Source organism: Actinomycetospora rhizophila, assembly GCF_042657905.1.
Taxonomy (GTDB): Bacteria; Actinomycetota; Actinomycetes; order Mycobacteriales; family Pseudonocardiaceae; genus Actinomycetospora; species Actinomycetospora rhizophila.
Genome location: NZ_JBHSKG010000008.1, coordinates 228,008 through 253,409 on the forward strand (window position 1 = coordinate 228,008; position 25,402 = coordinate 253,409).

A 25,402-nucleotide genomic window follows, 5' to 3' on the forward strand; every position below is an offset into this window, starting at 1 on the left:
GCGACGGCGTCTTCGTGCCCGACGACGGGAGCCCGCCGGTCCAGGTCGACGCGTCACCCGACTCGACCGCCGGGGAGGTCGTCCGTGCGCAGCTCGACGCCGACCGCGACCGGGCCGTCCCCGCCGGCACCGGCGGGGTGCTCGCCGCCCTGACGGTGCCGTTCCTGGGCCTCGCCGCGCTCGGGCTCCTGCCCGCCGCGGTGATGTGGGGGACCGGCCGCACCCGGAACATCCGCCCGGCGCTCTTCTGGGGCGTCGTGGCGGCGGTCGTCGGGAGCACCGGCGTGGTCGTGGGACTGATCGCGTCCTACGCCTGAGGAACCGCGCGCGCCGGAACGCTCGGCGCCGATGCCGGCCGCGACGACCGCCGCGATGCCCAGGGCCGCCTCGAGCGTCGGTGTCTGGGCGAGCAGCACGGCGCCGATCGCGAGGGCGATGGCGGGCTCGAGGCACATCAGGGTGCCGAAGGCCGCGGCCGTCAGGCGGCGCAGGGCCAGCAGCTCCAGGCTGAAGGGGATCACCGGCATCAGCAGCGCGATGGCCAGCGCGACGAGCAGCACCGACGCGTCGAGCGCCCCGGTCCCGGCGTCGGCGAGCAGGCCCGGCCCGGCGACGACCGCGGCGACGAGCCCGGCCACGGGCATCGAGACCGCGAGGCCGGTGAGCCCGGTGACGTGGTCGCCCACGCGCTGGGTGAGCAGGATGTAGCCCGCCCAGCAGGCCGCGGCGGCCAGCGCGAAGCCGACGCCGGCGGGGTCGAGGCCGGCCTGCCAGGGGTGGGTGAGCAGGACGACGCCGACGGCGGCCAGCAGCGCCCAGCCCCGCGCGCGCCCACGACCGCGGACCAGCGCGACCCCGAGCGGGCCGAGGAACTCCAGCGCCGAGGCGGTGCCCAGCGGGATGCGGGCGATGGCCTCGGTGAACAGGATCGTCAGCCCGGCGGTGACGGTGCCCAGCGCGACGCAGGCGGCGAGGCTCGTGCGCGTGAACGCAGAGGGCCGCGGGCGCACGAGGACGAGCAGCAGCGCCCCGGCGAACAGCAGCCGCAGGGCCGCCGTGCCCGCCGGGCCGACGGCCTCGAAGAGCCCGGTGGACAGGGCGAGCCCGAGCTGCACGCAGAACATGGCGCCGACGGCCATCGCGGCACCGCCGCGCGGCGAGGTGGGGAGCGTGGTCACGGGATCCAGTAGAGGGCGGGGAACCGTCCGCGTCCACGTGGGATTCCTTCACGCACCGTTCGCGGATCGCGGATGATGGCGTCGTGGACACGCGGCGCCTGCCCTACCTCGTCGAGTTCGACCGGCACGGCTCGATGCGGGTGGTCGCCGAGCTGATGGGCACGAGCACGTCGGTGGTCTCCCAGCAGATCGCGGCGCTGGCCCGCGAGGCCGGGGCGGCGCTCGTCGAGCCGGACGGGCGGCGCGCACGGCTCACCCCGGCCGGGCAGCGGCTCGCCGAGCACGGCCGCACGATCCTGGCCGCGGTCGAGGCCGCGCAGCGCGACCTGGACCCGGACGCCGAGCCACGCGGGCTCGTGCGCGTCGCCGGGTTCGCCAGCGCGATCCGCCGCACCCTGATGCCGACGGTCGTCGCCATGGCCCGGACCCACCCGCAGGTCGCCCTGACGATCCGCGAGTACGAGCCCGCCGAGGCGCAGGCCATGCTCGTCGCCGACCGGATCGACCTCGCCCTGACCTACGACTACGACCTCGCCCCGGCCGCGCTGCACCCCGACCTCGCCGCCACGCCGCTGTGGACCACCGCGTGGGGTCTCGCGGTGCCGGCCGCGGAGGCGCCGCTCGACGCCGCCGACTCGCTCGCGGTCGTCAGCGCCTTCCGCGACCGCGCCTGGATCGGCAACTCCCGCAACCCCGCCGACGAGCAGGTCCTGCGCACGCTCGCCTCGATGGCGGGCTTCGCCCTGCGCACGACCCACGAGGCCGACAGCCTCGACCTCGTCGAGGACCTCATCCTCGCGGGCCTCGGCGTCGGCCTGCTCCCGCACGACCGCCCCACCGCCCCCGGCATCGCGATCGTCCCGCTGACCGCGCCCGCGGTGCGGCTGCGCGCGTCCGCGGTCGTCCGGCGAGGCCGCGAGACGTGGCCGCCGCTGGCGCTGGTGCTCGAGCAGGTGGTGGCTCAGGCCACCGACGTCGTCGCGCCCACGTAATCAGCCAGGTGCCGCCCGGTCAGCGTGGAGCGGTCGGCGACGAGCTCGGCCGGGGTGCCCTCGAAGACCACGAGACCGCCGTCGTGGCCCGCGCCCGGGCCGAGGTCGATGATCCGGTCGGCGTGCGCCATCACGGCCTGGTGGTGCTCGATGACGATCACCGACTTCCCCGAGTCGACGAGGCGGTCGAGCAGGCCCAGCATCTGCTCGACGTCGGCGAGGTGCAGGCCGGTCGTGGGCTCGTCGAGGACGTAGACCGCGCCCTGCTCGGCCATCTGCGTCGCCAGCTTGAGCCGCTGGCGCTCGCCGCCGGACAGCGTGGTGAGCGGCTGGCCGAGCGTGAGGTAGCCGAGCCCGACGTCGGCGAGCCGCACGAGGATCCTGTGGGCCGCCGGGGTCTTCGCGTCGCCGGCGGCGAAGAACTCCACGGCCTCGGACACCGGCATGGTCAGGACCTCGCTGATGTCCTTCCCGCCGAGCCGGTACTCGAGCACCGAGGCGTCGAAGCGCTTGCCCTCGCACACCTCGCACAGCGTCGAGATGCCCGCCGTGATCCCGAGGTCGGTGTAGATCACCCCGGCGCCGTTGCAGTTGGGGCAGGCGCCCTCGGAGTTGGCGCTGAACAGGGCGGGCTTCACTCCGTTGGCCTTCGCGAACGCCTTGCGGATCGGCTCGAGCAGCCCGGTGTAGGTGGCCGGGTTGCTGCGCCGCGAGCCCTTGATCGGGGCCTGGTCGACCACCACGACGCCCTCGCGCCCGGCCACCGACCCGTGGATGAGCGAGCTCTTGCCCGAGCCCGCGACCCCGGTGACGGCGACGAGCACGCCCAGCGGGATGTCGACGTCGACGCCGCGCAGGTTATGGCTGTCGGCGCCGCGCACCTCGAGCACCCCGGTGGGGGTGCGCACCGACTCCTTGAGCGCCGCCCGGTCGTCGAGGTGGCGCCCGGTCAGCGTGCCGCCGGCGCGCAGACCGTCGAGGGAGCCCTCGTACACGATCTCGCCGCCGGCCGTGCCCGCGCCCGGCCCCAGGTCGACGACGTGGTCGGCGATCGCGATCGTCTCGGGCTTGTGCTCGACGACCAGCACCGTGTTGCCCTTGTCCCGCAGGCGCAGCAGCAGGTCGTTCATGCGCGCGATGTCGTGCGGGTGCAGCCCGATGGTGGGCTCGTCGAAGACGTAGGTGACGTCGGTGAGCGCCGACCCGAGGTGGCGGATCATCTTGGTGCGCTGCGCCTCGCCGCCCGAGAGCGTGCCGGCCGGCCGGTCGAGCGAGAGGTAGCCGAGCCCGATCTCGACGAACGAGTCGAGGGTCTCGGACAGGTTCTCCAGCAGCGGCCCGACCGACGGCTCGTCGAGCCCGCGCACCCACTCGGCGAGGTCGCTGATCTGCATCGCACAGACGTCGCCGATGTTCTTCCCGTGGATCAGCGACGACCGCGCGGCCTCGCTCAGCCGGGTGCCGTGGCACTCCGGGCACGTGGTGAACACGACCGCGCGGTCGACGAAGGCCCGCACGTAGGGCTGCATCGCCTCCCGGTCCTTGGACAGGAACGACTTCTGGATCTGGTTGATCAGCCCGGTGTAGGTGAGGTTGATGCCCTCGATCTTGAGCTTGACCGGCTCCTTGTAGAGGAGGTCGTCCAGCTCGCGCTTCGTGAACTGCTTGATCGGCTTGTCCGGGTCGAAGAACCCGCAGCCGCGCAGGATGCGGCCGAACCAGCCGTCCATGCTCATGCCGGGGATCGTGATCGCGCCCTCGTTGATCGACTTGGAGTCGTCGTAGAGCGCGGTCAGGTCGAAGTCGGACGCGGTGCCGCGGCCCTCGCAGCGCGGGCACATGCCGCCGGTGATGCTGAAGTCGCGGCGCTCCTTGACCTCGCGGCCGCCTTTCTCGAACGTCACCGCGCCCGCCCCGCTGATCGAGGCCACGTTGAACGAGAACGCCTGCGGCCCGCCGATGTGGGGCACGCCGAGGCGGCTGAACAGGATGCGCAGCATCGCGCCGGTGTCGGTGGCCGTGCCGACCGTGGAGCGGACGTCGCCGCCCATCCGTTCCTGGCCGACGACGATCGCCGTGGTCAGCCCGTCGAGGACGTCGACGTCGGGCCGGTTGAGCGTCGGCATGAAGCCCTGCACGAACGCGCTGTACGTCTCGTTGATCATCCGCTGCGACTCGGCGGCGATCGTGCCGAACACCAGCGAGCTCTTGCCCGACCCGGACACCCCGGTGAACACCGACAGCCGGCGCTTGGGCAGCTCGACGCTGACGTCGCGCAGGTTGTTCTCGCGGGCGCCGTGCACGCGGATGAGGTCGTGGCTGTCGGCGTCGTGCCCGGTCGCCCCGGTGCCGTTCGCCCGGGCGTCGGTCGTGGCCGTGCTCATCGGGTCTCCGTCCCCCTGCCTGGCGTCACTTCACCTCGAAGATGCGGATCATGTTGCCCGCCGGGTCGCGCAGCGCGCAGTCGCGTACACCCCAGGGCTGGTCGGTGGGCTCCGAGACGACGTCGGCGTCGCCGGCCTGCAGCCGCTCGAAGGCGGCGTCGACGTCGGGCGTCGCGAGGTTGATGCCCGCGTAGGTCCCCTTGGCCATCATCTCCGCGACGACGCGCCGCTCGTCGTCGGTGATGCCCGGGTCGGCGGCCGGCGGGGTCAGCACGATCGACGTGCCGGGCTGGTCGGGCGGGCCGACGGTGATCCAGTGCAGGTCGCCGTACTCGACGTGCTTGCGGACCTCGAAGCCCAGGGTGTCGCGGTAGAACGCGATCGCGGCCTGCGCGTCGTCGTGGGGGAGGTAGGCCTGGTAGATGCTGATGTCCATGGCGCTCACGCTAGGGACGCCCCCACGGCGGGTGCTTCTCGATTCCTGACCGGTCGCGTGACCTTCTTCGCCACGCACGGTGCCATGCCCTCGGCCTCGCGCGCGGCGTCGCGGCGGTAGGCGCTCGGCGACATCCCGACCAGCTCGCTGAAGCGCGTGCTGAACGTGCCCAGCGAGGAGCAGCCGACCGCGAAGCAGACCTCGGTGACGCTCAGGTCGCCCCGGCGCAGCAGCGCCATCGCGCGCTCGATGCGCCGGGTCATGAGGTAGCTGTACGGGGACTCGCCGTACGCCTGGCGGAACGCCCGGCTCAGGTGGCCCGCCGACCAGTGGACGCCGCGCGCCAGCGCCTCGACGTCGAGCGGCTGCGCGTAGTCGCGGTCGATCCGGTCGCGGACGCGGCGCAGCAGCGCGAGGTCGCGCAGGTGCTCCTCCCGCGAGGCACGGCTGGTCACCCGGTGGATCGTGCCACGCGGACCGCGGGAGGGAAGTGCGCGAATCGGGCTAGTGGACGTGCGGCAGGACGTCGGCCGCGAGCCGCTCGAGCTGTTCGCGGTCGGCCGTGACGTCGTCGCCCAGGGGGTCGAGCAGGATCATCCCGGCGCCGGCGTCGCGGACCTCCGCCAGGCCGCGCGCGACGTCGTCCGCGGTCCCGGTCACCGGCACGTCCGCGATCCCCGGCTTGTCGCCGTAGAGCCCGTGGAGGCTCGCGAGCATGCCCTCGCGCGCCCGGGCGGGGTCGTCGTCGACACGGACGTAGACGCGCTTGGCGATCGGGAACGTCCCGCGCTCCTGACGCTCGAGCTCGCGACGGATCGTGCCGACCTGCTCGGCGAACGCCGCCGTGGTCACCGAGCCCGCGCCCAGGAACGCGTCGCCGAGCCGGACGGCGCGGGCGAGCGCCGGGGCGGCGCTGCCGCCGAACCACAGCGGCGGGTGCGGGCGCTGCACCGGCTTCGCCGCGATCGCCAGGTCCTCGAGCCGGCGGAACCGGCCCGCGAAGGAGATGCGCGGCGCGTCGGACCAGGCCGCCTTCATCAGCGCGAGGCCCTCGGTGAAGCGGGCCACGAAGGTCGCGCGCTCCACCCCGAACGCGGCGAGGTCCCGGGCGCCGCCGCCCGGCGCGATCCCGACGTCGAGCCGGCCGTGGCTGAGGCGGTCGACGGCGGTCAGCGAGGACGCGAGCAGCAGGGGGTCGTGCAGGGTGCCGACCAGCACGCCGACCCCGAGCCGAAGCCGCTCGGTGCACGCGGCCGCGTACGCGAGGACCTCCAGGGGCGCGAGCACCGGCGCCGTGCCGACGGTGAGCTCCATGGTCCAGGCGCCCTCGAACCCCAGCTCCTCCGCGCGGGCGAGGTGGGCCTGCACACCGGCGGCGTCGAACGTGCCCGCGCCGAACTGGGGGATCGCGATGGACCAGCGCACGGGGTGGACGGTAGAGGGCATGCTCGCCGCGTGGACGGTCTCCTCGACCCGGCCGCGCGCCGGACCATGATCGCGGCGCTGGTCCCCGACGCCGAGCCGCTGGTCGGCGCGTTCCGCGACGAGCTCGACCCCACCGCCCGCCGGGGGCTCGGCGCGCACCTCACCCTCGTCCGTCCGTTCGTCGAGCCCGCCGGGGTCACCGCCGCGACCCTGACCGCCCTGCGCGCGGCGGTGGCGGAGGTCCCCGCGTTCACCTGCACGTTCGGCGAGCTGCGCTGGTTCGGCGACCGGGTGGTGTGGCTCGCCCCGGACGCGGCCGCGGCGTTCCGGGAGATCGCGGAGCGGGTCCACGCCGCCTTCCCGGGACTGCCCGTCGACGGCCGCGAGCTCGTCCCGCACCTCACGGTCGGGCTGCGGCGCGCCGCGTCGACCGAGGCCCTGCGGGCCGCCGCGGCGGCGATCGCCCCGCGGCTGCCGCTGACGGTGCGCGTCGACCGCGTCGCGCTGATGGTCCGGACCGAGACCTGGGACGTGGGCGCCGAGGCGCTCCTCAGTCCTTCTGGACCGTCCGGGCGAGGATCCCCAGCGTCGCCTTCAGCGAGTGCGGGTTGATCACCGGGAAGATGTCGCGGGCGGCCCACTCGGCGTGGATGTCCGACCAGTCGTAGTAGGACGTCACCCGGGTGCCGTCCTCGTCGGGCTCGAGGCGGTAGCCGTAGACGTGGCCGATGTAGGGGCGGACCTGCCCCTCGACCGTCCAGGCGATCTCGACGTCGGGCTCGTACACGGTGATGACGACGTCGACGTCGTAGCGCCCGAGGGGGCGGTCGCCGAGCGCCTCGCGGTCCATGTGCACGGTGAACCGGTCGCCGACGGCCTCCACCGGCTCGCCGGAGGCGTCCATGAGCATCCCGGAGCTGTCGATGGCCACGTGGCCGTGGGGGTCGCGCAGGACGTCGAAGACGGTCGCCGGCTCGGCCGCGATCCAGCGGGAGACCTCGATGCGCTGCTCGCTCACGGTGCGCAGCATGTCACCCCGAGTGGCACATCATCGGCCCGGATGGGGCGGAACAGCCGTCCCGCCGAACGCGTTGTGCCACCTGCAGGCGAAAGACGAGGAGGAAATCCGTGGCCACTCAGACCGCGATCCTGGCCGGTGGGTGCTTCTGGGGCGCCCAGGAGCTGCTGCGTCAGCGACCCGGCATCCTCTCGACCCGGGTCGGCTACTCCGGCGACCCGGACACCCCGAACGCGACCTACCGCCGCCACGGCGACCACGCCGAGGCCGTCGAGGTCGTCTTCGACGACGACACGATCTCCTACCGCGAGATCCTGGAGTTCTTCTTCCAGATCCACGACCCGTCGACCCGCAACCGCCAGGGCAACGACATCGGCCGCAGCTACCGCTCGGCGATCTACTACACGAACCCCGAGCAGGAGCGCGTCGCCCGCGACACCATCGCCGACGTCGACGCCTCGGGCCTGTGGCCCGGGCCGGTCGTCACCGAGGTGGAGCCGGCGAGCGACTTCTGGGAGGCCGAGCCGGAGCACCAGGACTACCTGCAGAAGATGCCCTGGGGCTACACCTGCCACTTCGTGCGCCCGGGCTGGGTGCTGCCTCGCCGCGGAGAGACCCAGCGCGAGGAGACGACGTCGGCGTGACGGCGGTCGAGGAGGACCTGGCCGGGGCCTGGAGCGCCTGGCACGCGGAGCGTGAGGACACGCTCCGCGCGCCGCACGGGTGGCTGAGCCTCACCGGGCTGCACTGGCTCGACGGCGAGGCCCGCGCGTACCAGGATCTGCCGGGGACGTGGCGGGCCGTGGGCACCACCGCGGAGATCACCGCCGCGGCCGGCGACGGCGTGTCCGTGGACGGCGAGCCGGTCGACGGCACCGTGCGGGTCGAGCCGGTCGACGGCAAGCCCGGCGTGCTCGTCGCCGTCGGCGAGCGGCGGGTCGAGGTGATCCGCCGCGAGGAGCACCTGGGGCTGCGCGTCCGCGACCCCCAGGGGCCGACCCTCGCGCGCTTCACCGGCGTGCCAGCCTTCCCGGTCGACGCCGCGTGGATCGTCACCGGCCGGTTCACGCCGTGGGAGGCGCCGCGGGTCATCGACGTCGACACGGTGATCGACGGCCTGGGCTTCCACCCGACGGCCGTGGGCACCGTGACCTTCACGCTCGGCGGCGAGGAGCAGGAGCTCATCGCTCTCGGCGGTGAGGGCGGCGAGCTGCGGCTGCACTTCCGCGACGGCACGTCCGGGCAGAGCACCTACGGGGGCGGGCGCATCCTGCGCACCGCCGCCCCCGCCGACGACGGGTCGGTGCGGATCGACCTCAACCGCACGCTCAACCTGCCGTGCTCGTTCACGGCGTTCGCGACCTGCCCGCTGCCGCCGGCGGGCAACCTGATCAGCGTCCCGGTCGAGGCGGGGGAGAAGTCCCCCGTCTGATCCGTTGCGCAGCCGTACCGGGTAGTTGCTTTTCAGGACTACTCCGGTACGGTCGTGCGCCATGCGCACCGGACAGCACGCGGGACGGGTCGCCCTGATCACCGGCGCGGCCCGCGGACAGGGCCGCAGCCACGCCTGGCGGCTCGCCGAGCAGGGTGCCGACGTCGTCGCCGTCGACGTCTGCGCGCCGATCGCGGGCGTCGCCTACCCGATGGCGAGCCCCGACGACCTCGCCGCGACGGCCGCGGGCATCCGCGAGCGCGGCGGGCGGGTCAGCGCCCACGTCGCCGACGTCCGGGACGCCGCCGCGCTGTCCGCGGCCGTGACCTCCGGGGTCGAGGAGCTCGGCGGCGTCGACATCGTGCTCGCCAACGCCGGGATCGGGATGGCGTCGCCGGGCGTGTCCGCCGCCCAGGCGTTCCGCGACCAGCTCGACGTCAACACCGTCGGCGTCTGGAACACCGTCCAGGCCGCCGCGCCGAGGATGATCGAGCAGGGACGGGGCGGCGCGATCGTCGTCACCAGCTCGTCGATGGGCCTGTCCGGGCGCGGCGGCGACGGCAGCGGGCAGCTGGACGGCTACATCGCGAGCAAGCACGCGCTCGTCGGGCTCGTGCGCGGCTGGGCGCACTGGCTCGCGCCGCACGGCATCCGCGTCAACTCGGTGCACCCGTCGGGGGTGGCGACGACGATGGTGCTCAACGACGCCGTCGCCGCCCTGTTCACCGACCCGCCCGACGGCCAGGTGCCCGACGTCGGCAACCTGATGCCGGTCGGCCTGCTCGACGCGGCCGACGTCACCGCCGCGATCGACTGGCTCGTCTCCGACGGCGCCCGCTACGTCACCGGCGTGGCGCTGCCCGTCGACGCCGGGTTCACGGTGCGCTGAGCCGATGTGCTGCCAGGACGACGAGGTCCTCGACCTGCCCGCCGCGGCGATCGAGGCGCTCGCCCACTACCGCCGCCTGCGCGAGCGCACCGGCTGGGACTGGGGCGACGAGGACCTGCCCGAGTTCTTCCGGCTCGCCCGCTTCTCGCGGCTCGGCGACCTCACCGACGCGCTCGCCGCCACCGGCGGGGACTGGCCGGCCGCCATCCGTCGGGTCGCGGGGGACACGCCGCCGCCGGGCCTCGTGGTGCTCGAGGTGCCCGCGGCGGGGGCGCTCGTGCCCCGGGTCGGATCGCCGCGGCTCGCGGTCGCCGGGCGGCCCACGACGCTCGACGTCGTCGTGGACGCGGCGATCGCCGCGACGGTCGTCGTCGAGGGCACGCCGATCACCGTCGCCGCCGGCGGGGCGTCGGTGGCGACCGTCGAGGTCGAGGGGCCGACGCTGACGGTGGCGCACGCCGGGCACGTGCTCGAGGTGGCCGGCGCGCTCGAGGTGCGGCCCGCCGCGACCCTGCGCGTGCGCTCGGGCGCGTGGTCGCGGTGGTCGGTGGTCGACGCGGCCGGCGGCGGGTGGTGGCCCGACGGCGTACCGCCGAAGAGCGACGGCGCGCACCGGCCCTACTTCCACGCCCGCGACACCACGCTCACCGTCCCGGCGGGCGAGCTGACCGTGACCTGCACGCGGGGCCCGGAGTACGCCACGGCCTCCGTGGTCACCCGCGGCGACGCCGTCGTCGAGCTGGAGCCCGAGCGTCTCGTCGATCCGGCGGCGGAGGGCTGGCACTCCGCCGACCTGCACGTGCACCTCAACTACTCCGGCGACCTCGTCGTGACCCCCGAGCAGGCCCGGGACATGCAGCACGGCGAGGGCCTGGAGCTGATGAACCTCACCGCCGGCAACCTCGGCGGCGCGCACGTCTACGACCGCGCGCTGTTCGAGGCGACGGTGGGGCAGGACCTGTGGGCGTCGGCGGGCACCGTGGCCCGCGCGTCGGTGGAGTTCCGCAACGACCTGCTCGGCCACGTGCACGCCGTCGCGCCGACCGCGCCGCCGACGCGCTACCAGACCGGCCACCCCGGCTCGGAGCACCCGTACGACTGGCCGCCGAACGCCGCGGCCTGCGCCGAGCTCCGTGGTGCGGACGCGGCGACGACCTACGCGCACCCCGTCTTCGGCGGCTTCGGGGACGGCGACGACCCGTACGCGCCGTTCCTGTCGCCGCACCGCACGGTCGAGGCGCGCGAGCTCGTCGCCGACGCCGCGCTGGGGCTGGTGGACGCCATGGAGGTCGTGTCGTGCTTCGACGACCGCGCCGGCGCCGAGCTCTACCACCGGCTGCTGGGGTGCGGCCTGCGCCCGGCCGCGGTCGCGGGCAGCGACGTCTTCCTGTCGTTCGCCCACGGCCCGGGCGTGGCGTCCAACCCGCCGGGCTGGCTGCGCACCTACGCGGATCTCCGGGGCGCGCCGGTCACCGCGGAGGCGGTGCGCGACGCGGTCCGCGCCGGGCGGACGCTCGCGACCAACGGGCCGTTCGTGTCCCTGTCCGTCGACGGCACCGGACCCGGGTCGGTCGTCGACGCCCGCGCCGGTGACCTGCTCGAGGTGAGCGCGCGGGTGCGGGGGAGCGGGGCGGACGAGGTGGTCCTCGTCGGGCCGGACGGCGAGATCGCGGCGGCGTCGGACGTGGTGACCGCCCGGGTCCGGGTGGACGGCCCGCTGTGGCTCGCGGCGATCGCGCGGGGTGGGCCGCACCCGCTCGATCCCGACCGTCCGGTGTTCGCGCACACCTCGCCGGTGCACGTCGAGGTCGGCGGTGCCCGGGTGGGGCGGGCGGCCGACGCGCGCTGGTGCCTGGGCCTGCTCGACCGCCTCGAGGAGATCGTGGTCGCCGAGGGCCGCTTCGACCCGGAGCGCCGCGAGGCCCAGCTCGCCGACCACCGCGAGGTCCTCGACCGCGCCCGCGCCGTCTACCGCGCCCTGTGTGAGTGATTTCCTGCGCTATGGCGCAGGAAATCACTCACAACACCCACTCGGCTCAGGGCCGGCAGTCCCGGCACGGGCGGTACCCCGCGGCGCGGGCGCGGTCGAGGCTCACGAAGCCGCGGCGGTGGGCCGCCGTGATCCGGCGCGCGTGGTGGCACGTCGGCAGGCAGACGACGCCGGTCGTGTCGCTGCCGATCAGCCGGGTGCCCGCGGCGGCGTACGCGGCGAGCCGGGAGAGGTCGACGCCCTCCTGCTCGAGCAGCGCCACCTTGTCGGCGCGCCCGGAGAGGTACTGGCCGAGGTCGCCGTCGCCGCGCACCACGCGGTGGCAGGGCACGAGCAGCGGCACGGGGTTGCGGGCGAGCGCCGTGCCGACCGCGCGGACGGCGCGAGGGTGCCCGGCCTCCCGGGCCACCCAGCCGTACGGGCGCACCTGGCCCGCGGGGATGCGCGCCGTGGCGTCGAGGACCCTGCGCGCGAAGTCGCCGACGTCGGTCAGGTCCACCGCCGGCGCCCGCCCCGTGCCGCGCAGCGCGGGCAGCAGGCCCCGGGGTGCGCGCGGCGCCGGGCGGACGGGACGGCCGTGGCGCGCGCGGTAGCCCTCGAGGAACGCGTCGAGGTCGCCGGCGTGGACGGCGGTCCGCAGCAGGCGCACACCGTGGGCACCGACGACGGCGTACACCTCGCCCAGCGGGCTCTCGGCGCGCACCCAGCCGTCGACGACCCGCTCGGCGAGGGTCGCGGGCGCGGGCTCGGCGAGGTCGCGAAGGCCTTCCAGCAGCGTGTCGGTCATGAGGACTCCTCGGCAGAGAGACGGGCCCGCAGCGCGGCGAGCCCGCGGGCGGCGTGCGACCGGGCGGTGCCCTCGCTGCACGCGAGCACGGCGGCCACCTCGGCCACCGGCAGGTCGACGACGTGGCGCAGGACCACGGCGGTGCGCTGGGCGACCGGGAGCTCGGCGAGCAGGGCCGCGAGCTGGTCGCCCAGGTCGCTCGCCTCGGCGCGCTCGTCGGGACCGGGGGCGGGGCTGGCGCGGTCGGGCGGGTCGGCGGCGCCGTCGGTCCGGGGGCGGCGGGCGGCGTCACGACGGACGTTGCGGGCCGTGTTCAGCAGGATCGTCAGCAGCCAGGGCCGCAGGTCCAGCCGCTCGATCCGCCGCGCGTCGTACCCGCGCAGGGCCCGGTAGGCGCGCAGGAACGCCTCGGCGGCGAGGTCCTCCGCGTCCGCCGGCCGGTCCGCGGTGCGCCGGGCCACCGCGTGCACCACGTCGCCGTGGGTGCGCACCACCGCCTCGAATCCCGCGTCGAGATCCTCGACCAGCGCGGTGCGCAGCTGCTCGTCGTCGGCCACGTCCAGCAGAACACCACAGGCCTCGCGGCCGTGGCGCACCTCCGATTCCTGCAAGACCGCCGGGGCCCGTCGCGGCAGGGTCGACACCATGACCGTGCACCGCATCGTCGCCAACCTCGCCGTCGAGGACCCCGCCGCCGACGCCCCGTTCTGGACCGGCCTGCTCGGCCTCGAGACCGCGATGGACATGGGCTGGGTGGTCAACCATCGGTCGGGGACGGCCCAGGTGCAACTGATCTCCTGCGACGCGAGCGCCCCCGAGGACAGCCGGGTGAGCGTCGAGGTCGACGACGTGGACGCCGTGCACGCGCAGGCCGTCGCGGCCGGCTACGAGATCGTCCACCCGCTCACCGACGAGCCCTGGGGTGTGCGCCGGTTCTTCGTGCGCACCCCGCAGGGCGTCGTGGTGAACGTGCTCGCCCACCCCTGAACTGGTAGGCACGCTCCCCGTGCGGACACTGATCACCGGCGCGAGCGCGGGACTGGGCGCGGGCATGGCCCGCGAGCTCGCCGGACGCGGCCACGACCTCGCGCTGGTCGCCCGGCGCCTCGACCGCCTCGAGGCGCTGCGCGACGAGCTCGCCCCCACCGGCGTGCGGATCGCGATCGCCGCCCTCGACGTCGACGACCACGACGCCGTGTTCCGCACCGTCCGCGCGGTGCGCGACGAGCTCGGCGGCCTCGACCGCGTGATCGTCAACGCCGGCATCGGCAAGGGCGCGCCGATCGGCACCGGGCGCTTCGACGCCAACCTCGCCACCGCGCGGACCAACTTCGTCGCCGCGCTGGCCCAGTGCGAGGCCGCCATGGAGATCTTCCGCGCGCAGGACGCGGGGCACCTGGTCGTCGTGTCGTCGGTGGCCGCCGACCGCGGGCTGAAGGGCGCGCAGACCACCTACGCCGCCACGAAGGCCGCCCTCTCCCACCTCGCCGAGGGCATCCGGGTCGACGTCGCCGGCACCCAGATCCGTGTCACCACGCTCGCCCCCGGCTACATCCGCACCGAGCTCAACGGCGGCATGAGCAGGCCGTTCTCGGTCGACGCCGCGACGGGCACCCGGGCGATGGCGGACGCGATCGAGAAGGCCCCCGCCTTCGCCTACGTCCCGACCTGGCCGTGGGCGGTGCTCGGGCGGGTGCTGCGCGTGATGCCGACGCCGATTCTCCGTCGCGTGACGTGACTACGGTGGGGCCGTGTCCGAGCTGAAAGAGCGACTGCGCAGCGACCTCACCACCGCGATGAAGGCCCGCGACGAGGTCCGGGTGTCGACGATCCGGATGGCCCTGTCGGCGATCAACACCGAGGAGGTCGCGGGCGAGTCGCACCGCGAGCTCTCCGACGACGAGGTCGTGACGGTCCTCGGGCGCGAGTCGAAGAAGCGCCGCGAGTCGGCCGAGGCGTTCGACGGCGCCGGGCGCACCGAGCTCGCCGAGCGCGAGCGCGCCGAGCAGGCCGTGCTCACCGACTACCTGCCCGCCCAGCTGTCCGACGAGGAGCTCACCTCGCTGGTCGCCGCGGCGATCACCGAGACGGGTGCCGCGGGGCCCCAGCAGATGGGCCAGGTCATGAAGGTGGTGCAGCCGCAGGTCGCGGGGCGTGCGGACGGGCGTCGTGTCTCCGGTGAGGTCAAGCGGCAGCTCAGCTCGTGACGGCGCTGGTCACCGGCGGCGGCACCGGTGGTCGACAACGCCGGCGCCACGGTCCCGCTGCCCCTCGACGACCTCGACGGCGCCACCGACGACGTCTGGCGGCAGATGCTCGCGGTCAACCTCATGGCGCCCTGGTACTGCGCCCGGGCCGGGGCCGACGACCTGCGCGCCGCGCAGGACGGGGTCGTCGTCAACATCGGCTCGATCGCCGGGCTGACCGGCAGCGGCTCCTCGCTCCCGTACGCGGTGAGCAAGTCCGCGCTGCACGGGCTGACGCGCTCGCTGGCCCGCGCGCTCGCGCCGGTGCGGGTCAACGAGGTCGCGCCCGGCCTCGTCATGACCCGCTGGTGGGCGGGCAACGAGGAGCGGGGCCGGGAGCTCGCGTCGGCGGCCCTGATCGACCGCGAGACCACACCCGAGGACGTCGCGAGCGCCGTGCTCGGGGTCGTCGCGAGCCGGGCCATCACCGGTCAGACCGTCGTCGTGGACGGCGGGCAGACGCTCTAGAGCGCCCGGGCCAGCAGGACCCCCGCGAGGACGAGGCCGGCGACGGCGATCCCGATCCGCAGCACGGTCGGCGGGAGGCGCCGGGCGATCGCGGGCCCGCAGTAGTTGCCGACCAGCAGCCCGGCGGTGAGCGGGAGCGCCGCCGACCACGAGACCTCCCCGAGCACCGCGAACCCGACCGCGGCCACGGCGTTCGACGCCCCGAGCAGCACGTTCTTCACGGCGTTGACGCGCACGAGGCTGTCGGCGAGCGCCCGGGTCAGCAGCGCCATCATCACCACGCCCGCGGCGGCACCGAAGTAGCCGCTGTAGACGCCGACGGCCAGCACGCCCACCACCGTCGCGGCCTGCCCGACCCGGGACGTCACCGGCTTCGCGTCCGCCGGCCGAGGCAGCAGCAGGACCAGCGAGGCGCCCGCCACGAGGAACGGCACGATCAGCGCGAAGGCGTCGGACGGCGTGACGAGCACCAGCCCCGCCCCGATCGCCCCGCCGACCAGGGTCAGCGGCAGCAGGCGCAGCACCCTCGTGCCCTGGCCGCGCAGCTCCGGGCGGGAGCCGAGTACCGAGCCGACGCTCGCGACGGCCAGCGCGATGGTGTTGGTCTGGTTGGCCGCGACGGGGGAGAGGCCCACCGCCAGCAGCGCCGGGTACGAGAAGAGCGAGGCCAGCCCGGCCATCGAGCCCGTCAGCCCGGCGGCGAACCCGGCGACGACGAGCAGCGCGACCATCGCCGTCATCCCACCACCGGCGCTCCCCGGCTGCCCGGCAGCGAGGCGCGTTGCACACTCGCCGCGTGGAGCACCGCGCGCCGGCCGGCCGGAGCCCGATCCGGGACGTCGAGATCCGCGACGAGACGATCCGCCTCGGCCAGCTGCTCAAGCTCGCGGGGCTGGTCGAGCACGGCGCCGCCGCCCGCGAGGTCCTCGAGGCCGGGGAGGTGACGGTCAACGGCCGTGACGAGACCCGGCGGGGCCGCCAGATCGTCCCCGGCGACGTCGTGGCCCTGGCCGGCGAGCGGATCCGCGTGCAGCGACCAGCGAGTTGATGTGTACATGCAACGAGACTCGGGGTCGCCGTCCCGGCGAACCGGGTGGAACGACGACGACCCCGAGCCTCGGTGGGAAAAGCCCCACGGAGAGAGGTCCGAGATGGGGCTGAGGAGGAGCTTAGCCCTCCGGCGGCGGGGCGTCGCCGCCGGACACGGACTCCGATCCGGTCGCAATCAGGTCGTCCCGGGGGCGTGACACAGCCGTCACACAGTAACGACCGTGTCACCGTCCGTCACGGGCGTCACGGTGCCCCGAACGGGGTGCGGAGCACGCTGTGATGGAACCGAGACCTGCTCTATCGTGACGATCGATCCCCTTCGTCCGGTCCACCCGACGAGGCGGCGCGGGGGATCCCGATCGAGGCATCCACCGATCGTGACCACCGGGAGGACGCGGAGCGTGAGCGACGGGGAGGGCGGCCGCCGTGGCCGGCGCACGCGGGTCGGGCGCACCGGCGCCCGCTTCCCGCGCGCCCTCGCCGACGGGGACGCCGACGAGGTCGCCGACGGAATCGCCGAGCAGGTCGCCGAGGCCGAGCAGCCCGCGGCCGGAGCCGCCGCGGAGCCCGAAGGGATCGTCCTGCCGGGCCAGGACGAGCCGCCGCTCCCGCTCACCGGTGCGCGCTTCGGGTCCCACGCGCGGCGGGCCCGCAAGGAGGCCGCCCGGACGAAGGCCGAGGACGACGCCGTTCCCGCCCAGGCCCCGCCGCCCGCCCGGACCGAGCCCGACGACCCGCCGACCATGCCCCTGTTCCTCACCGCCGACCCGCCGCCCGAGAGCACCCGGACGCGCGTGCGTCCCTATGTCCGCACGCGCGGGCGCACCCGCACGACCGCCGACCTCGCGGTCGAGACGCTGGTGTCGATCCCCTCGCCGCGCCCGCCGCTCGAGGACCCCGAGCACGTGGCCCTGGGCGACGTCGTGGGCGACCCGCGGTCGGTGGCCGAGGTCGCGGCGCTGCTCGCGGTGCCCCTGGGCGTCGCCCGGGTGATCATCGACGACATGGCCGGCGCCGGGCTGCTGCTCGTGCACCCGCGGGCGGTCGCGTCCACCGGTGCCCCGTCGCGCGACATCATGCAGCGCGTGCTGGACGGTCTGCACAGGCTCTAGGGAGACGACGCGGAGCGGGTGCTCGACCCGACGAGGTAGAACGGGGTCATGACCACTGCGCCCGCCGTCCGTCTCACCGGCTACGCCCACGGCGGCGGCTGCGCCTGCAAGATCCCGCCCGGTGAGCTCGAGGACGTGGTGCGCGGGCTGATGCCGTCCCCGTCGACCGCGCGGGAGGGCGAGCTCCTCGTCGGCCTCGAGGACGGGGACGACGCGGCGGCGGTGCGCATCCGCGACGGGCTGGCGCTGATCGCCACCACGGACTTCTTCACCCCCGTCGTCGACGACCCCTACGAGTGGGGACGGATCGCCGCCACCAACGCGCTCTCGGACGTCTACGCGATGGGCGGGCGCCCGGTGATCGCGCTGAACCTGCTGTGCTGGCCGCGCGAGGTGCTGCCCTACGAGCTGGCCGCCGAGGTGCTGCGCGGCGGGCTGGCCGTCGCCGACGAGGCCGGCTGCCACGTCGCCGGCGGGCACTCGGTCGACGACCCGGAGCCCAAGTACGGCATGGCGGTCACCGGCACCGCCGACCCGGACGCGCTCATCCGCAACGACGCCGCCCGCCCGGGGACCCCGCTGACCCTGACCAAGCCGCTCGGGCTCGGCGTGCTCAACAACCGGCACAAGGCCACCGGGGAGTCGTTCGCGGAGGCGATCGCGGTGATGACGACGCTGAACGCCGAGGCCTCGCGCGCGGCGGTCGCGGCCGGGATCCGGGCGGGCACCGACATCACCGGGTTCGGGCTGCTCGGCCACGCGCACAAGATGGCCCGGGCCTCCGGGGTCACCGCGGTGATCGACAGCGCCGCCGTGCCGTTCCTCGACGGCGCCCGCGGGGCCGCCGGCGAGGGCTACGTGCCCGGCGGGTCGCGGCGCAACCTCGACTGGGTGCGCCCGCACGCCCGCCTCGACGTCGACGAGACCACGGCGCTGCTGCTGGCCGACGCCCAGACCTCGGGCGGCCTCCTGCTCGCCGGCGAGATCCCCGGCCACCCGGTGATCGGCGAGATCGTGGCCCCCGAGGAGGGGACGACGCTGCGCGTCCGGTGAGTGATCCGGGTCGCCCGGGCGACCCGGATCACTCACGGGCGGAGCATCGCCTGCTCCCACAGGTCGAGCGCGGCCTCCCGGACGTCGGCGACGTCGACGTCGTGGGTGGCGCTCTCCTCGTGCCCGCACCAGCCGTCGAGCACGCGCCGCCCGCACACCCGGCAGCCGCCGTGCCAGGACACGAGCACGCGGTGCCACACGCGCGTCAGCGGGGCGACGTCGGCGAGGTTGGCGTAGGTGAACACCGCGACCGTCGGCGTCCCGACCGCGCCCGCGAGGTGCCGCGGGCCCGAGTCGTTGCCCAGCATCAGCGTCGCCCGCGAGAGCAGGCCGATCAGCGCCGGCAGGTCGAGCGTCCCCACCGCCGTCTCGGGCGCGGTGCGCATGCCCGCGACCACCCGCTCGACCCGCTCGGCCTCGGTCGGGCCCCCGGCGACGACGACGCGGGCCCCCCGGTCGGCGAGGTCCTGGGCCACGACGCCCAGGCGTTCCTCGGGGTAGCAGCGGCGGGCGTCGGTGGCGCCGGGGTGCACGACGAGCAGCGGGGTGTCGCCGGGCGGGACGACGGCGTGCGAGGCCGCGAGGTCCTCGTCGCGCACCTCGACGCGCGGCTCCACGCGGCGCGGCGTGCCCCCGGCGGCCGCGGCGACCTCCAGCCAGCGGATGGTGTCGTGCTGGTAGGGCCAGTAGGGCACCCAGCGGTCGGGGCGCGGTGCGTCGGGGGTGGCGGTGCCGACCGTGACGCGGGCGCCCAGGCGCAGCAGGAGCCCGTTGGAGTTGCGCCCGCCGCCGTGCATCTGGACCGCGAGGTCGTAGCCGTGGGCGCGCTGCTCGGCGCACCAGGCCTCGACCTCCTCCTCGCTCGCGTCCGGGTCCGGGCCGACGCGCACGCCGGTCATGAGCGGCACGGTGACCACGCGGTCCACCGGCGAGCGGCGGCCCGCGAGCAGCGCGGCGTGGTGGCCCGCGCCCAGCAGGGTGATCTCGGCGTCCGGGTAGGCGTGGCGCAGGGCGGCGAGGGCGGGCTCGGCGACGACGTAGTCACCGAGCCCGTTCGCGCGCAGCACGGCGATCCGGCGGACGTCGGGGAGCGGGGGAGCGGGCTCGGCCGGCAGGCCGAGGGCGGGGCCGATCACGGCGAGAGAGCCTACGGTCGGGGCATGGCGAACGAGCAGCGAGCGGCGTTGGTGACCGGATCGGGCAGCGGGATCGGCCGGGCGATCGTGGACCGGCTCCACGGTGACGGCTGGTCGGTCCTCGGGGTGGACCTCAAGGCGCCCGAAGGAGATCTGGCTGAGACCCTGCCCGGGCCCTCGCTCGGCGCCGACCTCACCACCCGCGAGGGCAACCGCGCCGCGGTCGACGCCGCGCTCGAGCACTTCGGCCGCCTCGACCTCGTCGTCGCCAACGCGGGCTTCCAGCACGTCTCCCCGGTCGCCGACTTCGACGAGGACCGCTGGGACGCCCTGCTGGCCATCCTGCTGACCAGCCCGTTCCTGCTCGCCAAGTACGCGTGGGAGGCTCTGCGCGCGGCCCCCGACGGCGGGCGCTTCGTCGCGATCGCGTCGGCCCACGCGCTGGCGGCGTCGCCGTTCAAGGCGGGCTACGTCTCGGCGAAGCACGGCGTGCTCGGGCTGGTGAAGACGCTCGCGCTCGAGGGCGCCCCCGACGGGATCACCGCCACCGCGGTCTGCCCGGGCTACGTGCGCACCCCGCTGGTCGAGAAGCAGATCAGCGCCCAGGCCCAGGCCCACGGGATCAGCGAGGACCGGGTGCTCGAAGAGATCATCCTCACGCCGCACGCGCTCAAGCGGCTCATCGAGCCCTCCGAGGTCGCCGACGTCGTCGCGTTCCTGCAGACCCCGGCAGGTGGGGCGTTCAACGGGTCGCCGGTCACGATGGACCTCGGCTGGACGGCCCGCTGAGCGCGTCGTTGCGATACTGCGGCGCGTGACCCTCCGGGAGCTCGCCCACGAGCGCTGGCTCACCGTCCCCAACGCGCTGAGCGTCGTGCGGCTCGCCGGCGTGCCGCTGTTCCTCTGGCTGCTGCTGGGGCCGCGCGCCGACGGGTGGGCGCTCGTCGTGCTGGTCGCGAGCGGGATCACCGACTGGCTCGACGGCCGCATCGCCCGCGCGCTCGACCAGTACAGCCGGCTCGGCGAGATGCTCGACCCCCTCGCCGACCGGCTCTACACCGTCGCGACGCTGGTGGCGTTCCTCATCCGCGGGATCGTGCCGTGGTGGGTGCTCGCGCTGATCATCGGACGCGACCTCGTCGTCGCGCTCGCCCTGCCGCTGCTGCGGCGCAAGGGCTACCTCGCGTTCCCGGTGCTCTACATCGGCAAGGCGGCGACGCTCAACCTGCTCTACGCGTTCCCGCTGCTGCTGCTCGCCCAGATGGACTGGCCGGGCGCCGACGTCGCGCGGCCGTTCGCCTACGCCTTCACCACCTGGGGCATCGCCCTGCATCTGTGGTCCGGGGCGCTCTACCTGCTGCAGCTGGTGCGCACGGAACCGGCGCAGCTCCCCGAGCGGGCGTGACGCGCGCCCCGGTGCGGTTGGCCCGGATGTCCCGCGCGCTCTAGCCTGCCGCGGCCCGAGTCCGACTGAGCACGTCACCGACACGAGGAGGCGCCGGTGGTCCCCGAGGGCCTGCGCTACACCGCCGAGCACGAGTGGATCACCGCGACCGAGGGGGACGCGTCGATCGTCCGCATCGGCATCACGGACTACGCCCAGGACCAGCTGGGTGACGTCGTGTTCGTCCAGCTGCTCGGCGTCGGCGCGTCAGTCTCCTCCGGCGAGTCCGTGGCCGAGGTCGAGTCGACGAAGTCGGTCTCGGAGATCTACGCGCCGCTCGACGGCGAGGTCACCGCGGTCAACGACGCCCTGTCCGAGACCCCGGAGCTCATCAACTCCGACCCCTACGGCTCCGGCTGGATGATGGAGCTGCGGGTACCCGACGCGCGCGCCGTCGACGAGCTGCTCGACGCGGAGGGCTACCAGGCCGTCCTCGACGGGTCCTGACGGCCCGGCCGGCCAACGGACGGGCCCCCGACGAGGGGTCGCGTCCCTACGCTCCGCCACAGCACGCCGATGTGCGCTCACGGTGGGTGGGGAGGGACTCGACCCCGTGACGGGGACCGGTACCGTGACGGCCACCTCGCGACGATCCGTCACCGAGCCCGCGCCGACGCCCTCCCCGGGGGACGTCGCGGAGGGCCCGCGGGACGGGCGGGACGACCTGGACGAGCACGACACGACGGAGGAGCACGGTGAGCACAGGCGGTCCCCCGGTCCCCCCCGAGCGTCAGGGCGAGACGACGTCGGTCTTCCGGGCCGACTTCCTGGCCGAGCCCGAGGCCGAGTCGCGCAGCGGACCGGTCTCGGGCGTCGACTCCCTGCCGGCGGGTTCGGCCCTGCTGGTGGTCAAGCGCGGCCCGAACGCGGGCTCGCGCTTCCTGCTCGACCGCGACACCACGAGCGCCGGGCGTCACCCCGACAGCGACATCTTCCTCGACGACGTCACCGTCTCCCGCCGTCACGCGGAGTTCCGCCGTGACGGGGCGGAGTTCGTCGTCGTCGACGTCGGCAGCCTCAACGGCACCTACGTCAACCGCGAGCCCGTCGACACGGCCGTCCTCGCCAACGGCGACGAGGTCCAGATCGGCAAGTTCCGGCTCGTCTTCCTCACCGGCCCCCGCGACGGCGGGTCGGCCGGGGCGGGGGCGGGGCTGGAGTGACCGCCGCCGGGCTGCCCGAGCCGGGGGGAGCCCCCCTCTCGATCGGTTCGGTCCTGGACGCGCTGCGGGCCGAGTTCCCGGAGATCACGATCTCCAAGATCCGCTTCCTCGAGTCCGAGGGGCTGATCCGGCCCGCGCGTACCCCGGCGGGGTACCGGCAGTTCTCGCACGACGACGTCGTCCGGCTGCGCTTCGTGCTGTCGGCGCAGCGCGACCACTACCTCCCCCTCAAGGTGATCCGCTCGCGGCTCGAGGAGTTCGACCGCAACCCGGTGCCCGGCGGGCCCACGTTGCCCGGCGACACGGTCGCGGGCGGCGAGGTGGCGTTCGCCGCCGCGCCGGCGGTCGAGTCGGGCGGGCCCGGCGGCCCGGGGGGACCCGGCGGACCCGGCGGACCCGGCGGACCGGGAGGGTCGAACGGCTCCGGTCCGGTGGTGGTGAGCACCGGCGCGTCCGCGCGGGTGCGCAGCCTCGCGTCGGTGGCCGACCGGGCCGAGCCCGACGAGGACCCCGACGGCCTGGCCGGTGTCGCCCGCGGCGACTCGGTGGGTCGCGACGTGCTCCTCGCCGAGGACGGCGTCGACGCCGCCCTGCTCGACGGCCTCGAGCACCACGGCATCCTGCGCGCCGACGCCGACGGCCGCTACGAGCCCGAGGACGTCCTCGTGGCGCGGACCGCGGGCGCGCTCGCCCGGCTCGGCGTCGAGCCGCGTCTGCTGCGCTCCGCGCGGGCCAGCGCCGACCGCGAGGTGGGCCTGCTGACCCAGCTCGTGACGCCCGTCGCCCGCAGCCGCGGACCCGAGGCGACGCGGCGCGCGGAGGAGCTGTCCTCCGAGCTCGCGGCCCTCTCCGGGCGCCTGCACGCCCTGCTGGTGGGGTCGGGTCTGCGGCACGGCCTGCGCCGCTGACGGCCCCGTCGTCGGCCCGTCACACGCCCGTCACACGGCCCTCCGCGGGGGTGCTGATCCGCTCGGCGACGCGATCCCCGGCGCGTCCGCGGACGCGCGCGCGGGGGTCTCCGAGCGTGTAGCGTCACGGTTCGTCGACCGGTAGCCGGGGAGACGGAGCGCGGAGCTCGACCAATCGAGGAGGGCGAGTCGCATGAGTGAGATGCGTGTCGTGGGGGTTCGGGTCGAGCTCCCCGCGAACCAGCCGATCCTCCTGCTGCGCGAGGCCGAGGGCGACCGGTACCTGCCGATCTGGATCGGCTCGGTGGAGGCCACCGCGATCGCCCTCGAGCAGCAGGGCGTCAAGCCGGCCCGGCCCCTGACCCACGATCTCCTCAAGGACGTCCTCGGCGCGCTCGACCGCCGCCTCGAGCAGGTGCGGATCATCGACCTGCAGGAGGGCACCTTCTACGCGGAGCTCGTCTTCGACGGCGACGTCCGCGTCTCGGCCCGCCCCAGCGACTCGGTGGCGCTCGCCCTGCGCGTCGGCGTCCCGATCCACGCCGAGGAGGGTGTCCTCTCCGAGGCGGGGCTCGTCATCCCCGACGAGCAGGAGGACGAGGTCGAGAAGTTCCGCGAGTTCCTCGACTCCGTGTCGCCGGAGGACTTCCGGGGCGCCGACACGTAGGTGCGCGACCCTCGGTATCCTCACCCTCAACTCGAGGTCGAGAGTCGCCGCGCGTCGCGTTGACCCCCGTCTCCGCCGCTCGTACCGTCGGCGTCACAACGGAACGAGGGAGGCAGTTCGGTGAGCGGTGGTCAGGACGGCGGTCCCGCCGGCCCCGAGCTCGAGCCCCTCGGTCCCGAGGGTGAACAGGGTCTGCTGTTCGCCGACGAGCTGTTCGGTGACGGCGACCCGGGCAACGGCGAGGTGCTCGGCTACCGCGGCCCGGCCGCGTGCCAGATCGTCGGCATCACCTACCGCCAGCTCGACTACTGGGCGCGCACCAAGCTCGTGGTGCCGAGCATCCGGACGGCCACGGGGTCGGGCTCGCAGCGGCTCTACTCCTTCAAGGACCTCGCGGTGCTCAAGGTGGTCAAGAACCTCCTCGACACCGGCGTCTCCCTGAACAACATCCGCGTCGCCGTCGAGCAGCTGCGCCGCCACGGCGTGCGCGACCTCGCGCGCATCACGCTGTTCTCGGACGGCGTCACCGTCTACGAGTGCACCTCGCCGGAAGAGGTCGTCGACCTGCTGCAGGGCGGCCAGGGCGTGTTCGGCATCGCCGTCGGCGGCGCGATGCGCGAGATCTCCGGCAGTATCTCGCGCTTCCCGGCCGAGCGCGCCGACGCCGCCGTGGTCGACCACGCGCCCGAGGACGAGCTGGCCTCGCGCCGCAACCGCGGCGCCCGCTCCGCCGGCTGACGGTCCGCGTCGGCGGGAGCCGGAGGGGCGCGCGAGGTGCTCTCCACGATGAGCTCTCGAGAGTGCCGCCAGTGCTCTTCGCGTCCGCAGTACGGACGGCTCTCCGGGGAGATCGTTCTGGCGAGCTGCGACGGCGAGAGGCACGTTCGGCAGGCCCCCGGGGCGTTCGATCATGCGCACCGTGCTGGTCGCCGCGGGCGGAGCCGGAGGGGCGCGAGGTGTTCTCCAGATTGATCTCTCGAGGTGCCGTCAGTGCTCTTCGTATCCGCAGCACTGACGGCTCTCCGGGGAGATCGTTCTGGCGAGCTGCGACGGCGAGAGGCACGTTCGGCAGGCCCCCGGGGCGGCGGATTCAAGGGGCGGTCGCAACACCTCGAGTAGGAGCGGGGTGGGTGTCGTGGGTCGACCGCGCAGTCGGGTGCGGGAGCGGGTGTTCTGGCGGGCTCGGTTGGAGGGCTTGGAGCACGAGGCCGCGTGCGCGTTGGTGGGTGTGTCGCAGCACCGGGGGTGGCGCTGGGTTCGCGAGGTTGGCGGGATGGTTCCCGATCTGCGTGAGCCGAAGGGCCGGTACCTGTCGCTGGCCGAGCAGGAAGAGATCTCCCGTGGGCTGGCCGCTGACCTGTCCTACGCCGAGATCGGCCGTCGGATCGGGCGGGACCGTTCGACGGTCAAGCGCGAGGTCGACCGCAACCACGTGACCCGGGAACGCCGTGGCGCGCACGGCGGTGCCCGGACACCGGCGGGGCCGCCGCGACCGTAGAGCCTGTCAGATGGGCTGTGTACAAGATCGTCTCTGACGAGGACGGAGTACACAGATGACCATGGCCGGCGAGCGGGATGGTGGTGAGGTTGATCCGGCGCGGGCCGCGGTCAACGACATGCTCGA

At 74.7% G+C, this 25,402-nt stretch carries 31 protein-coding genes; 21 read left to right on the forward strand and 10 right to left on the reverse strand.

Annotated features, from left to right (window positions below; all coding sequences use genetic code 11):
• Positions 1 to 53: 53 nt before the first annotated feature.
• Entirely contained in the window at positions 54 to 1,178 is a 1,125-nt protein-coding gene (locus ACFPK1_RS17240) for an EamA family transporter (RefSeq protein ID WP_378022165.1), read from the reverse strand.
• 83 nt (positions 1,179 to 1,261) lie between these two features.
• Between ACFPK1_RS17240 and ACFPK1_RS17245 the strand changes: the two genes are divergently transcribed.
• On the forward strand, positions 1,262 to 2,170 hold the full coding sequence (locus tag ACFPK1_RS17245) for a LysR family transcriptional regulator (protein ID WP_378022166.1): 909 nt from the start codon (positions 1,262 to 1,264) through the stop codon (positions 2,168 to 2,170).
• Here ACFPK1_RS17245 and ACFPK1_RS17250 read toward each other — a convergent pair.
• Genes ACFPK1_RS17250 through ACFPK1_RS17265 form a run of 4 tightly spaced genes read right to left on the reverse strand, consistent with a single transcriptional unit; the run spans position 2,140 to position 6,415 of the window.
• Positions 2,140 to 4,554 carry an ATP-binding cassette domain-containing protein gene (locus tag ACFPK1_RS17250; RefSeq protein ID WP_378022167.1) on the reverse strand — a complete coding sequence of 805 codons (2,415 nt, stop codon included), beginning with the start codon at positions 4,552 to 4,554 and terminating at the stop codon, positions 2,140 to 2,142. The two genes, ACFPK1_RS17245 and ACFPK1_RS17250, sit on opposite strands and share 31 nt — an antisense overlap.
• 25 nt (positions 4,555 to 4,579) lie before the next feature.
• Positions 4,580 to 4,990, reverse strand: coding sequence for a VOC family protein (locus ACFPK1_RS17255; RefSeq protein WP_378022168.1), 411 nt, complete (start codon positions 4,988 to 4,990; stop codon positions 4,580 to 4,582).
• Positions 4,991 to 4,995: 5 nt separating this feature from the next.
• A complete protein-coding gene (locus ACFPK1_RS17260; protein WP_378022169.1) occupies positions 4,996 to 5,445 on the reverse strand; it encodes a helix-turn-helix transcriptional regulator in 450 nt (149 codons plus the stop codon).
• A gap of 49 nt (positions 5,446 to 5,494) precedes the next feature.
• Entirely contained in the window at positions 5,495 to 6,415 is a 921-nt protein-coding gene (locus tag ACFPK1_RS17265) for an LLM class flavin-dependent oxidoreductase (RefSeq protein WP_378022170.1), read from the reverse strand.
• A 30-nt stretch (positions 6,416 to 6,445) separates the two neighbouring features.
• Here ACFPK1_RS17265 and ACFPK1_RS17270 point away from each other — a divergent pair, with 30 nt between their 5' ends.
• Positions 6,446 to 7,027 (forward strand): 2'-5' RNA ligase family protein, encoded by a 582-nt coding sequence (locus tag ACFPK1_RS17270; RefSeq protein ID WP_378022171.1) that lies wholly within the window; start codon positions 6,446 to 6,448, stop codon positions 7,025 to 7,027.
• Here the strand turns inward: ACFPK1_RS17270 and ACFPK1_RS17275 are convergent.
• Positions 6,966 to 7,445, reverse strand: a complete 480-nt coding sequence (locus tag ACFPK1_RS17275; protein ID WP_378022172.1) for an SRPBCC family protein — start codon at positions 7,443 to 7,445, stop codon at positions 6,966 to 6,968. The genes ACFPK1_RS17270 and ACFPK1_RS17275 overlap by 62 nt on opposite strands.
• Before the next feature lie 98 nt (positions 7,446 to 7,543).
• Between ACFPK1_RS17275 and msrA the strand changes: the two genes are divergently transcribed.
• From msrA to ACFPK1_RS17295, 4 genes are all read left to right on the forward strand, one after another.
• Positions 7,544 to 8,077 carry a peptide-methionine (S)-S-oxide reductase MsrA gene (gene msrA, locus ACFPK1_RS17280; protein ID WP_378022173.1) on the forward strand — a complete coding sequence of 178 codons (534 nt, stop codon included), beginning with the start codon at positions 7,544 to 7,546 and terminating at the stop codon, positions 8,075 to 8,077.
• The gene (locus tag ACFPK1_RS17285) at positions 8,074 to 8,865 is read left to right on the forward strand and encodes a DUF1684 domain-containing protein (RefSeq protein ID WP_378022174.1); all 792 of its coding nucleotides are present in this window, start codon (positions 8,074 to 8,076) and stop codon (positions 8,863 to 8,865) included. The genes msrA and ACFPK1_RS17285 overlap by 4 nt, the downstream gene beginning before the upstream one ends.
• A 61-nt stretch (positions 8,866 to 8,926) precedes the next feature.
• A complete protein-coding gene (locus ACFPK1_RS17290) occupies positions 8,927 to 9,754 on the forward strand; it encodes a mycofactocin-coupled SDR family oxidoreductase (RefSeq protein WP_378022175.1) in 828 nt (275 codons plus the stop codon).
• Between the two features lie 4 nt (positions 9,755 to 9,758).
• A complete protein-coding gene (locus ACFPK1_RS17295; RefSeq protein WP_378022176.1) occupies positions 9,759 to 11,744 on the forward strand; it encodes a CehA/McbA family metallohydrolase in 1,986 nt (661 codons plus the stop codon).
• Positions 11,745 to 11,790: 46 nt separating this feature from the next.
• Here the strand turns inward: ACFPK1_RS17295 and ACFPK1_RS17300 are convergent, their stop codons facing one another.
• Both ACFPK1_RS17300 and ACFPK1_RS17305 read right to left on the reverse strand, forming a co-directional pair.
• Positions 11,791 to 12,531, reverse strand: a complete 741-nt coding sequence (locus tag ACFPK1_RS17300) for a methylated-DNA--[protein]-cysteine S-methyltransferase (protein ID WP_378022177.1) — start codon at positions 12,529 to 12,531, stop codon at positions 11,791 to 11,793.
• A complete protein-coding gene (locus ACFPK1_RS17305) occupies positions 12,528 to 13,088 on the reverse strand; it encodes an RNA polymerase sigma factor (protein ID WP_378022178.1) in 561 nt (186 codons plus the stop codon). Before ACFPK1_RS17305 ends, ACFPK1_RS17300 begins: the two co-directional genes overlap by 4 nt.
• A gap of 88 nt (positions 13,089 to 13,176) precedes the next feature.
• Between ACFPK1_RS17305 and ACFPK1_RS17310 the strand changes: the two genes are divergently transcribed.
• The 4 genes from ACFPK1_RS17310 to ACFPK1_RS17325 are packed head-to-tail and all read left to right on the forward strand — an operon-like array spanning position 13,177 to position 15,245.
• Complete coding sequence (locus ACFPK1_RS17310; protein WP_378022179.1) at positions 13,177 to 13,518, forward strand: VOC family protein; 342 nt, start codon at positions 13,177 to 13,179, stop codon at positions 13,516 to 13,518.
• A gap of 19 nt (positions 13,519 to 13,537) precedes the next feature.
• Positions 13,538 to 14,269, forward strand: a complete 732-nt coding sequence (locus ACFPK1_RS17315) for an SDR family oxidoreductase (protein WP_378022180.1) — start codon at positions 13,538 to 13,540, stop codon at positions 14,267 to 14,269.
• 13 nt (positions 14,270 to 14,282) lie between these two features.
• Positions 14,283 to 14,738, forward strand: coding sequence for a GatB/YqeY domain-containing protein (locus tag ACFPK1_RS17320; protein WP_378022181.1), 456 nt, complete (start codon positions 14,283 to 14,285; stop codon positions 14,736 to 14,738).
• A gap of 27 nt (positions 14,739 to 14,765) precedes the next feature.
• Positions 14,766 to 15,245 (forward strand): SDR family NAD(P)-dependent oxidoreductase, encoded by a 480-nt coding sequence (locus ACFPK1_RS17325; RefSeq protein WP_378022182.1) that lies wholly within the window; start codon positions 14,766 to 14,768, stop codon positions 15,243 to 15,245.
• On the opposite strand, the gene ACFPK1_RS17330 is transcribed toward ACFPK1_RS17325, so the two are convergent.
• Complete coding sequence (locus tag ACFPK1_RS17330; RefSeq protein ID WP_378022183.1) at positions 15,242 to 15,985, reverse strand: sulfite exporter TauE/SafE family protein; 744 nt, start codon at positions 15,983 to 15,985, stop codon at positions 15,242 to 15,244. The two genes, ACFPK1_RS17325 and ACFPK1_RS17330, sit on opposite strands and share 4 nt — an antisense overlap.
• Positions 15,986 to 16,074: 89 nt before the next feature.
• On the opposite strand from ACFPK1_RS17330, the gene ACFPK1_RS17335 reads away from it, so the two are divergent.
• From ACFPK1_RS17335 to selD, 3 genes are all read left to right on the forward strand, one after another.
• Positions 16,075 to 16,293, forward strand: a complete 219-nt coding sequence (locus ACFPK1_RS17335) for an RNA-binding S4 domain-containing protein (RefSeq protein WP_378022199.1) — start codon at positions 16,075 to 16,077, stop codon at positions 16,291 to 16,293.
• 403 nt (positions 16,294 to 16,696) lie between these two features.
• A complete protein-coding gene (locus ACFPK1_RS17340) occupies positions 16,697 to 17,407 on the forward strand; it encodes a DUF742 domain-containing protein (protein WP_378022184.1) in 711 nt (236 codons plus the stop codon).
• Between the two features lie 48 nt (positions 17,408 to 17,455).
• Positions 17,456 to 18,460, forward strand: coding sequence for a selenide, water dikinase SelD (gene selD, locus ACFPK1_RS17345; protein ID WP_378022185.1), 1,005 nt, complete (start codon positions 17,456 to 17,458; stop codon positions 18,458 to 18,460).
• Positions 18,461 to 18,492: 32 nt separating this feature from the next.
• Here the strand turns inward: selD and ACFPK1_RS17350 are convergent, their stop codons facing one another.
• Positions 18,493 to 19,596 (reverse strand): glycosyltransferase family 9 protein, encoded by a 1,104-nt coding sequence (locus tag ACFPK1_RS17350; protein ID WP_378022186.1) that lies wholly within the window; start codon positions 19,594 to 19,596, stop codon positions 18,493 to 18,495.
• Positions 19,597 to 19,620: 24 nt separating this feature from the next.
• On the opposite strand from ACFPK1_RS17350, the gene ACFPK1_RS17355 reads away from it, so the two are divergent.
• The 8 genes from ACFPK1_RS17355 to ACFPK1_RS17390 all read left to right on the forward strand — a co-directional run bounded on the left by ACFPK1_RS17355 (position 19,621) and on the right by ACFPK1_RS17390 (position 25,276).
• Entirely contained in the window at positions 19,621 to 20,385 is a 765-nt protein-coding gene (locus ACFPK1_RS17355) for an SDR family oxidoreductase (RefSeq protein ID WP_378022187.1), read from the forward strand.
• A gap of 25 nt (positions 20,386 to 20,410) precedes the next feature.
• Positions 20,411 to 21,001, forward strand: coding sequence for a CDP-alcohol phosphatidyltransferase family protein (locus ACFPK1_RS17360; protein WP_378022188.1), 591 nt, complete (start codon positions 20,411 to 20,413; stop codon positions 20,999 to 21,001).
• A 96-nt stretch (positions 21,002 to 21,097) separates the two neighbouring features.
• Positions 21,098 to 21,487: a glycine cleavage system protein GcvH gene (gene gcvH, locus ACFPK1_RS17365; protein ID WP_378022189.1), complete on the forward strand. Its 390-nt coding sequence runs from the start codon at positions 21,098 to 21,100 to the stop codon at positions 21,485 to 21,487.
• A 248-nt stretch (positions 21,488 to 21,735) separates the two neighbouring features.
• On the forward strand, positions 21,736 to 22,203 hold the full coding sequence (gene garA, locus ACFPK1_RS17370) for a glycogen accumulation regulator GarA (protein WP_133828635.1): 468 nt from the start codon (positions 21,736 to 21,738) through the stop codon (positions 22,201 to 22,203).
• Entirely contained in the window at positions 22,200 to 23,111 is a 912-nt protein-coding gene (locus tag ACFPK1_RS17375) for a MerR family transcriptional regulator (protein ID WP_378022190.1), read from the forward strand. The genes garA and ACFPK1_RS17375 overlap by 4 nt, the downstream gene beginning before the upstream one ends.
• Before the next feature lie 193 nt (positions 23,112 to 23,304).
• Positions 23,305 to 23,778 (forward strand): bifunctional nuclease family protein, encoded by a 474-nt coding sequence (locus tag ACFPK1_RS17380; RefSeq protein WP_116710890.1) that lies wholly within the window; start codon positions 23,305 to 23,307, stop codon positions 23,776 to 23,778.
• Positions 23,779 to 23,898: 120 nt separating this feature from the next.
• Positions 23,899 to 24,516, forward strand: coding sequence for a MerR family transcriptional regulator (locus ACFPK1_RS17385; RefSeq protein WP_378022191.1), 618 nt, complete (start codon positions 23,899 to 23,901; stop codon positions 24,514 to 24,516).
• Positions 24,517 to 24,973: 457 nt separating this feature from the next.
• Positions 24,974 to 25,276, forward strand: coding sequence for a helix-turn-helix domain-containing protein (locus ACFPK1_RS17390; RefSeq protein ID WP_378022192.1), 303 nt, complete (start codon positions 24,974 to 24,976; stop codon positions 25,274 to 25,276).
• Positions 25,277 to 25,402 lie beyond the last annotated feature (126 nt).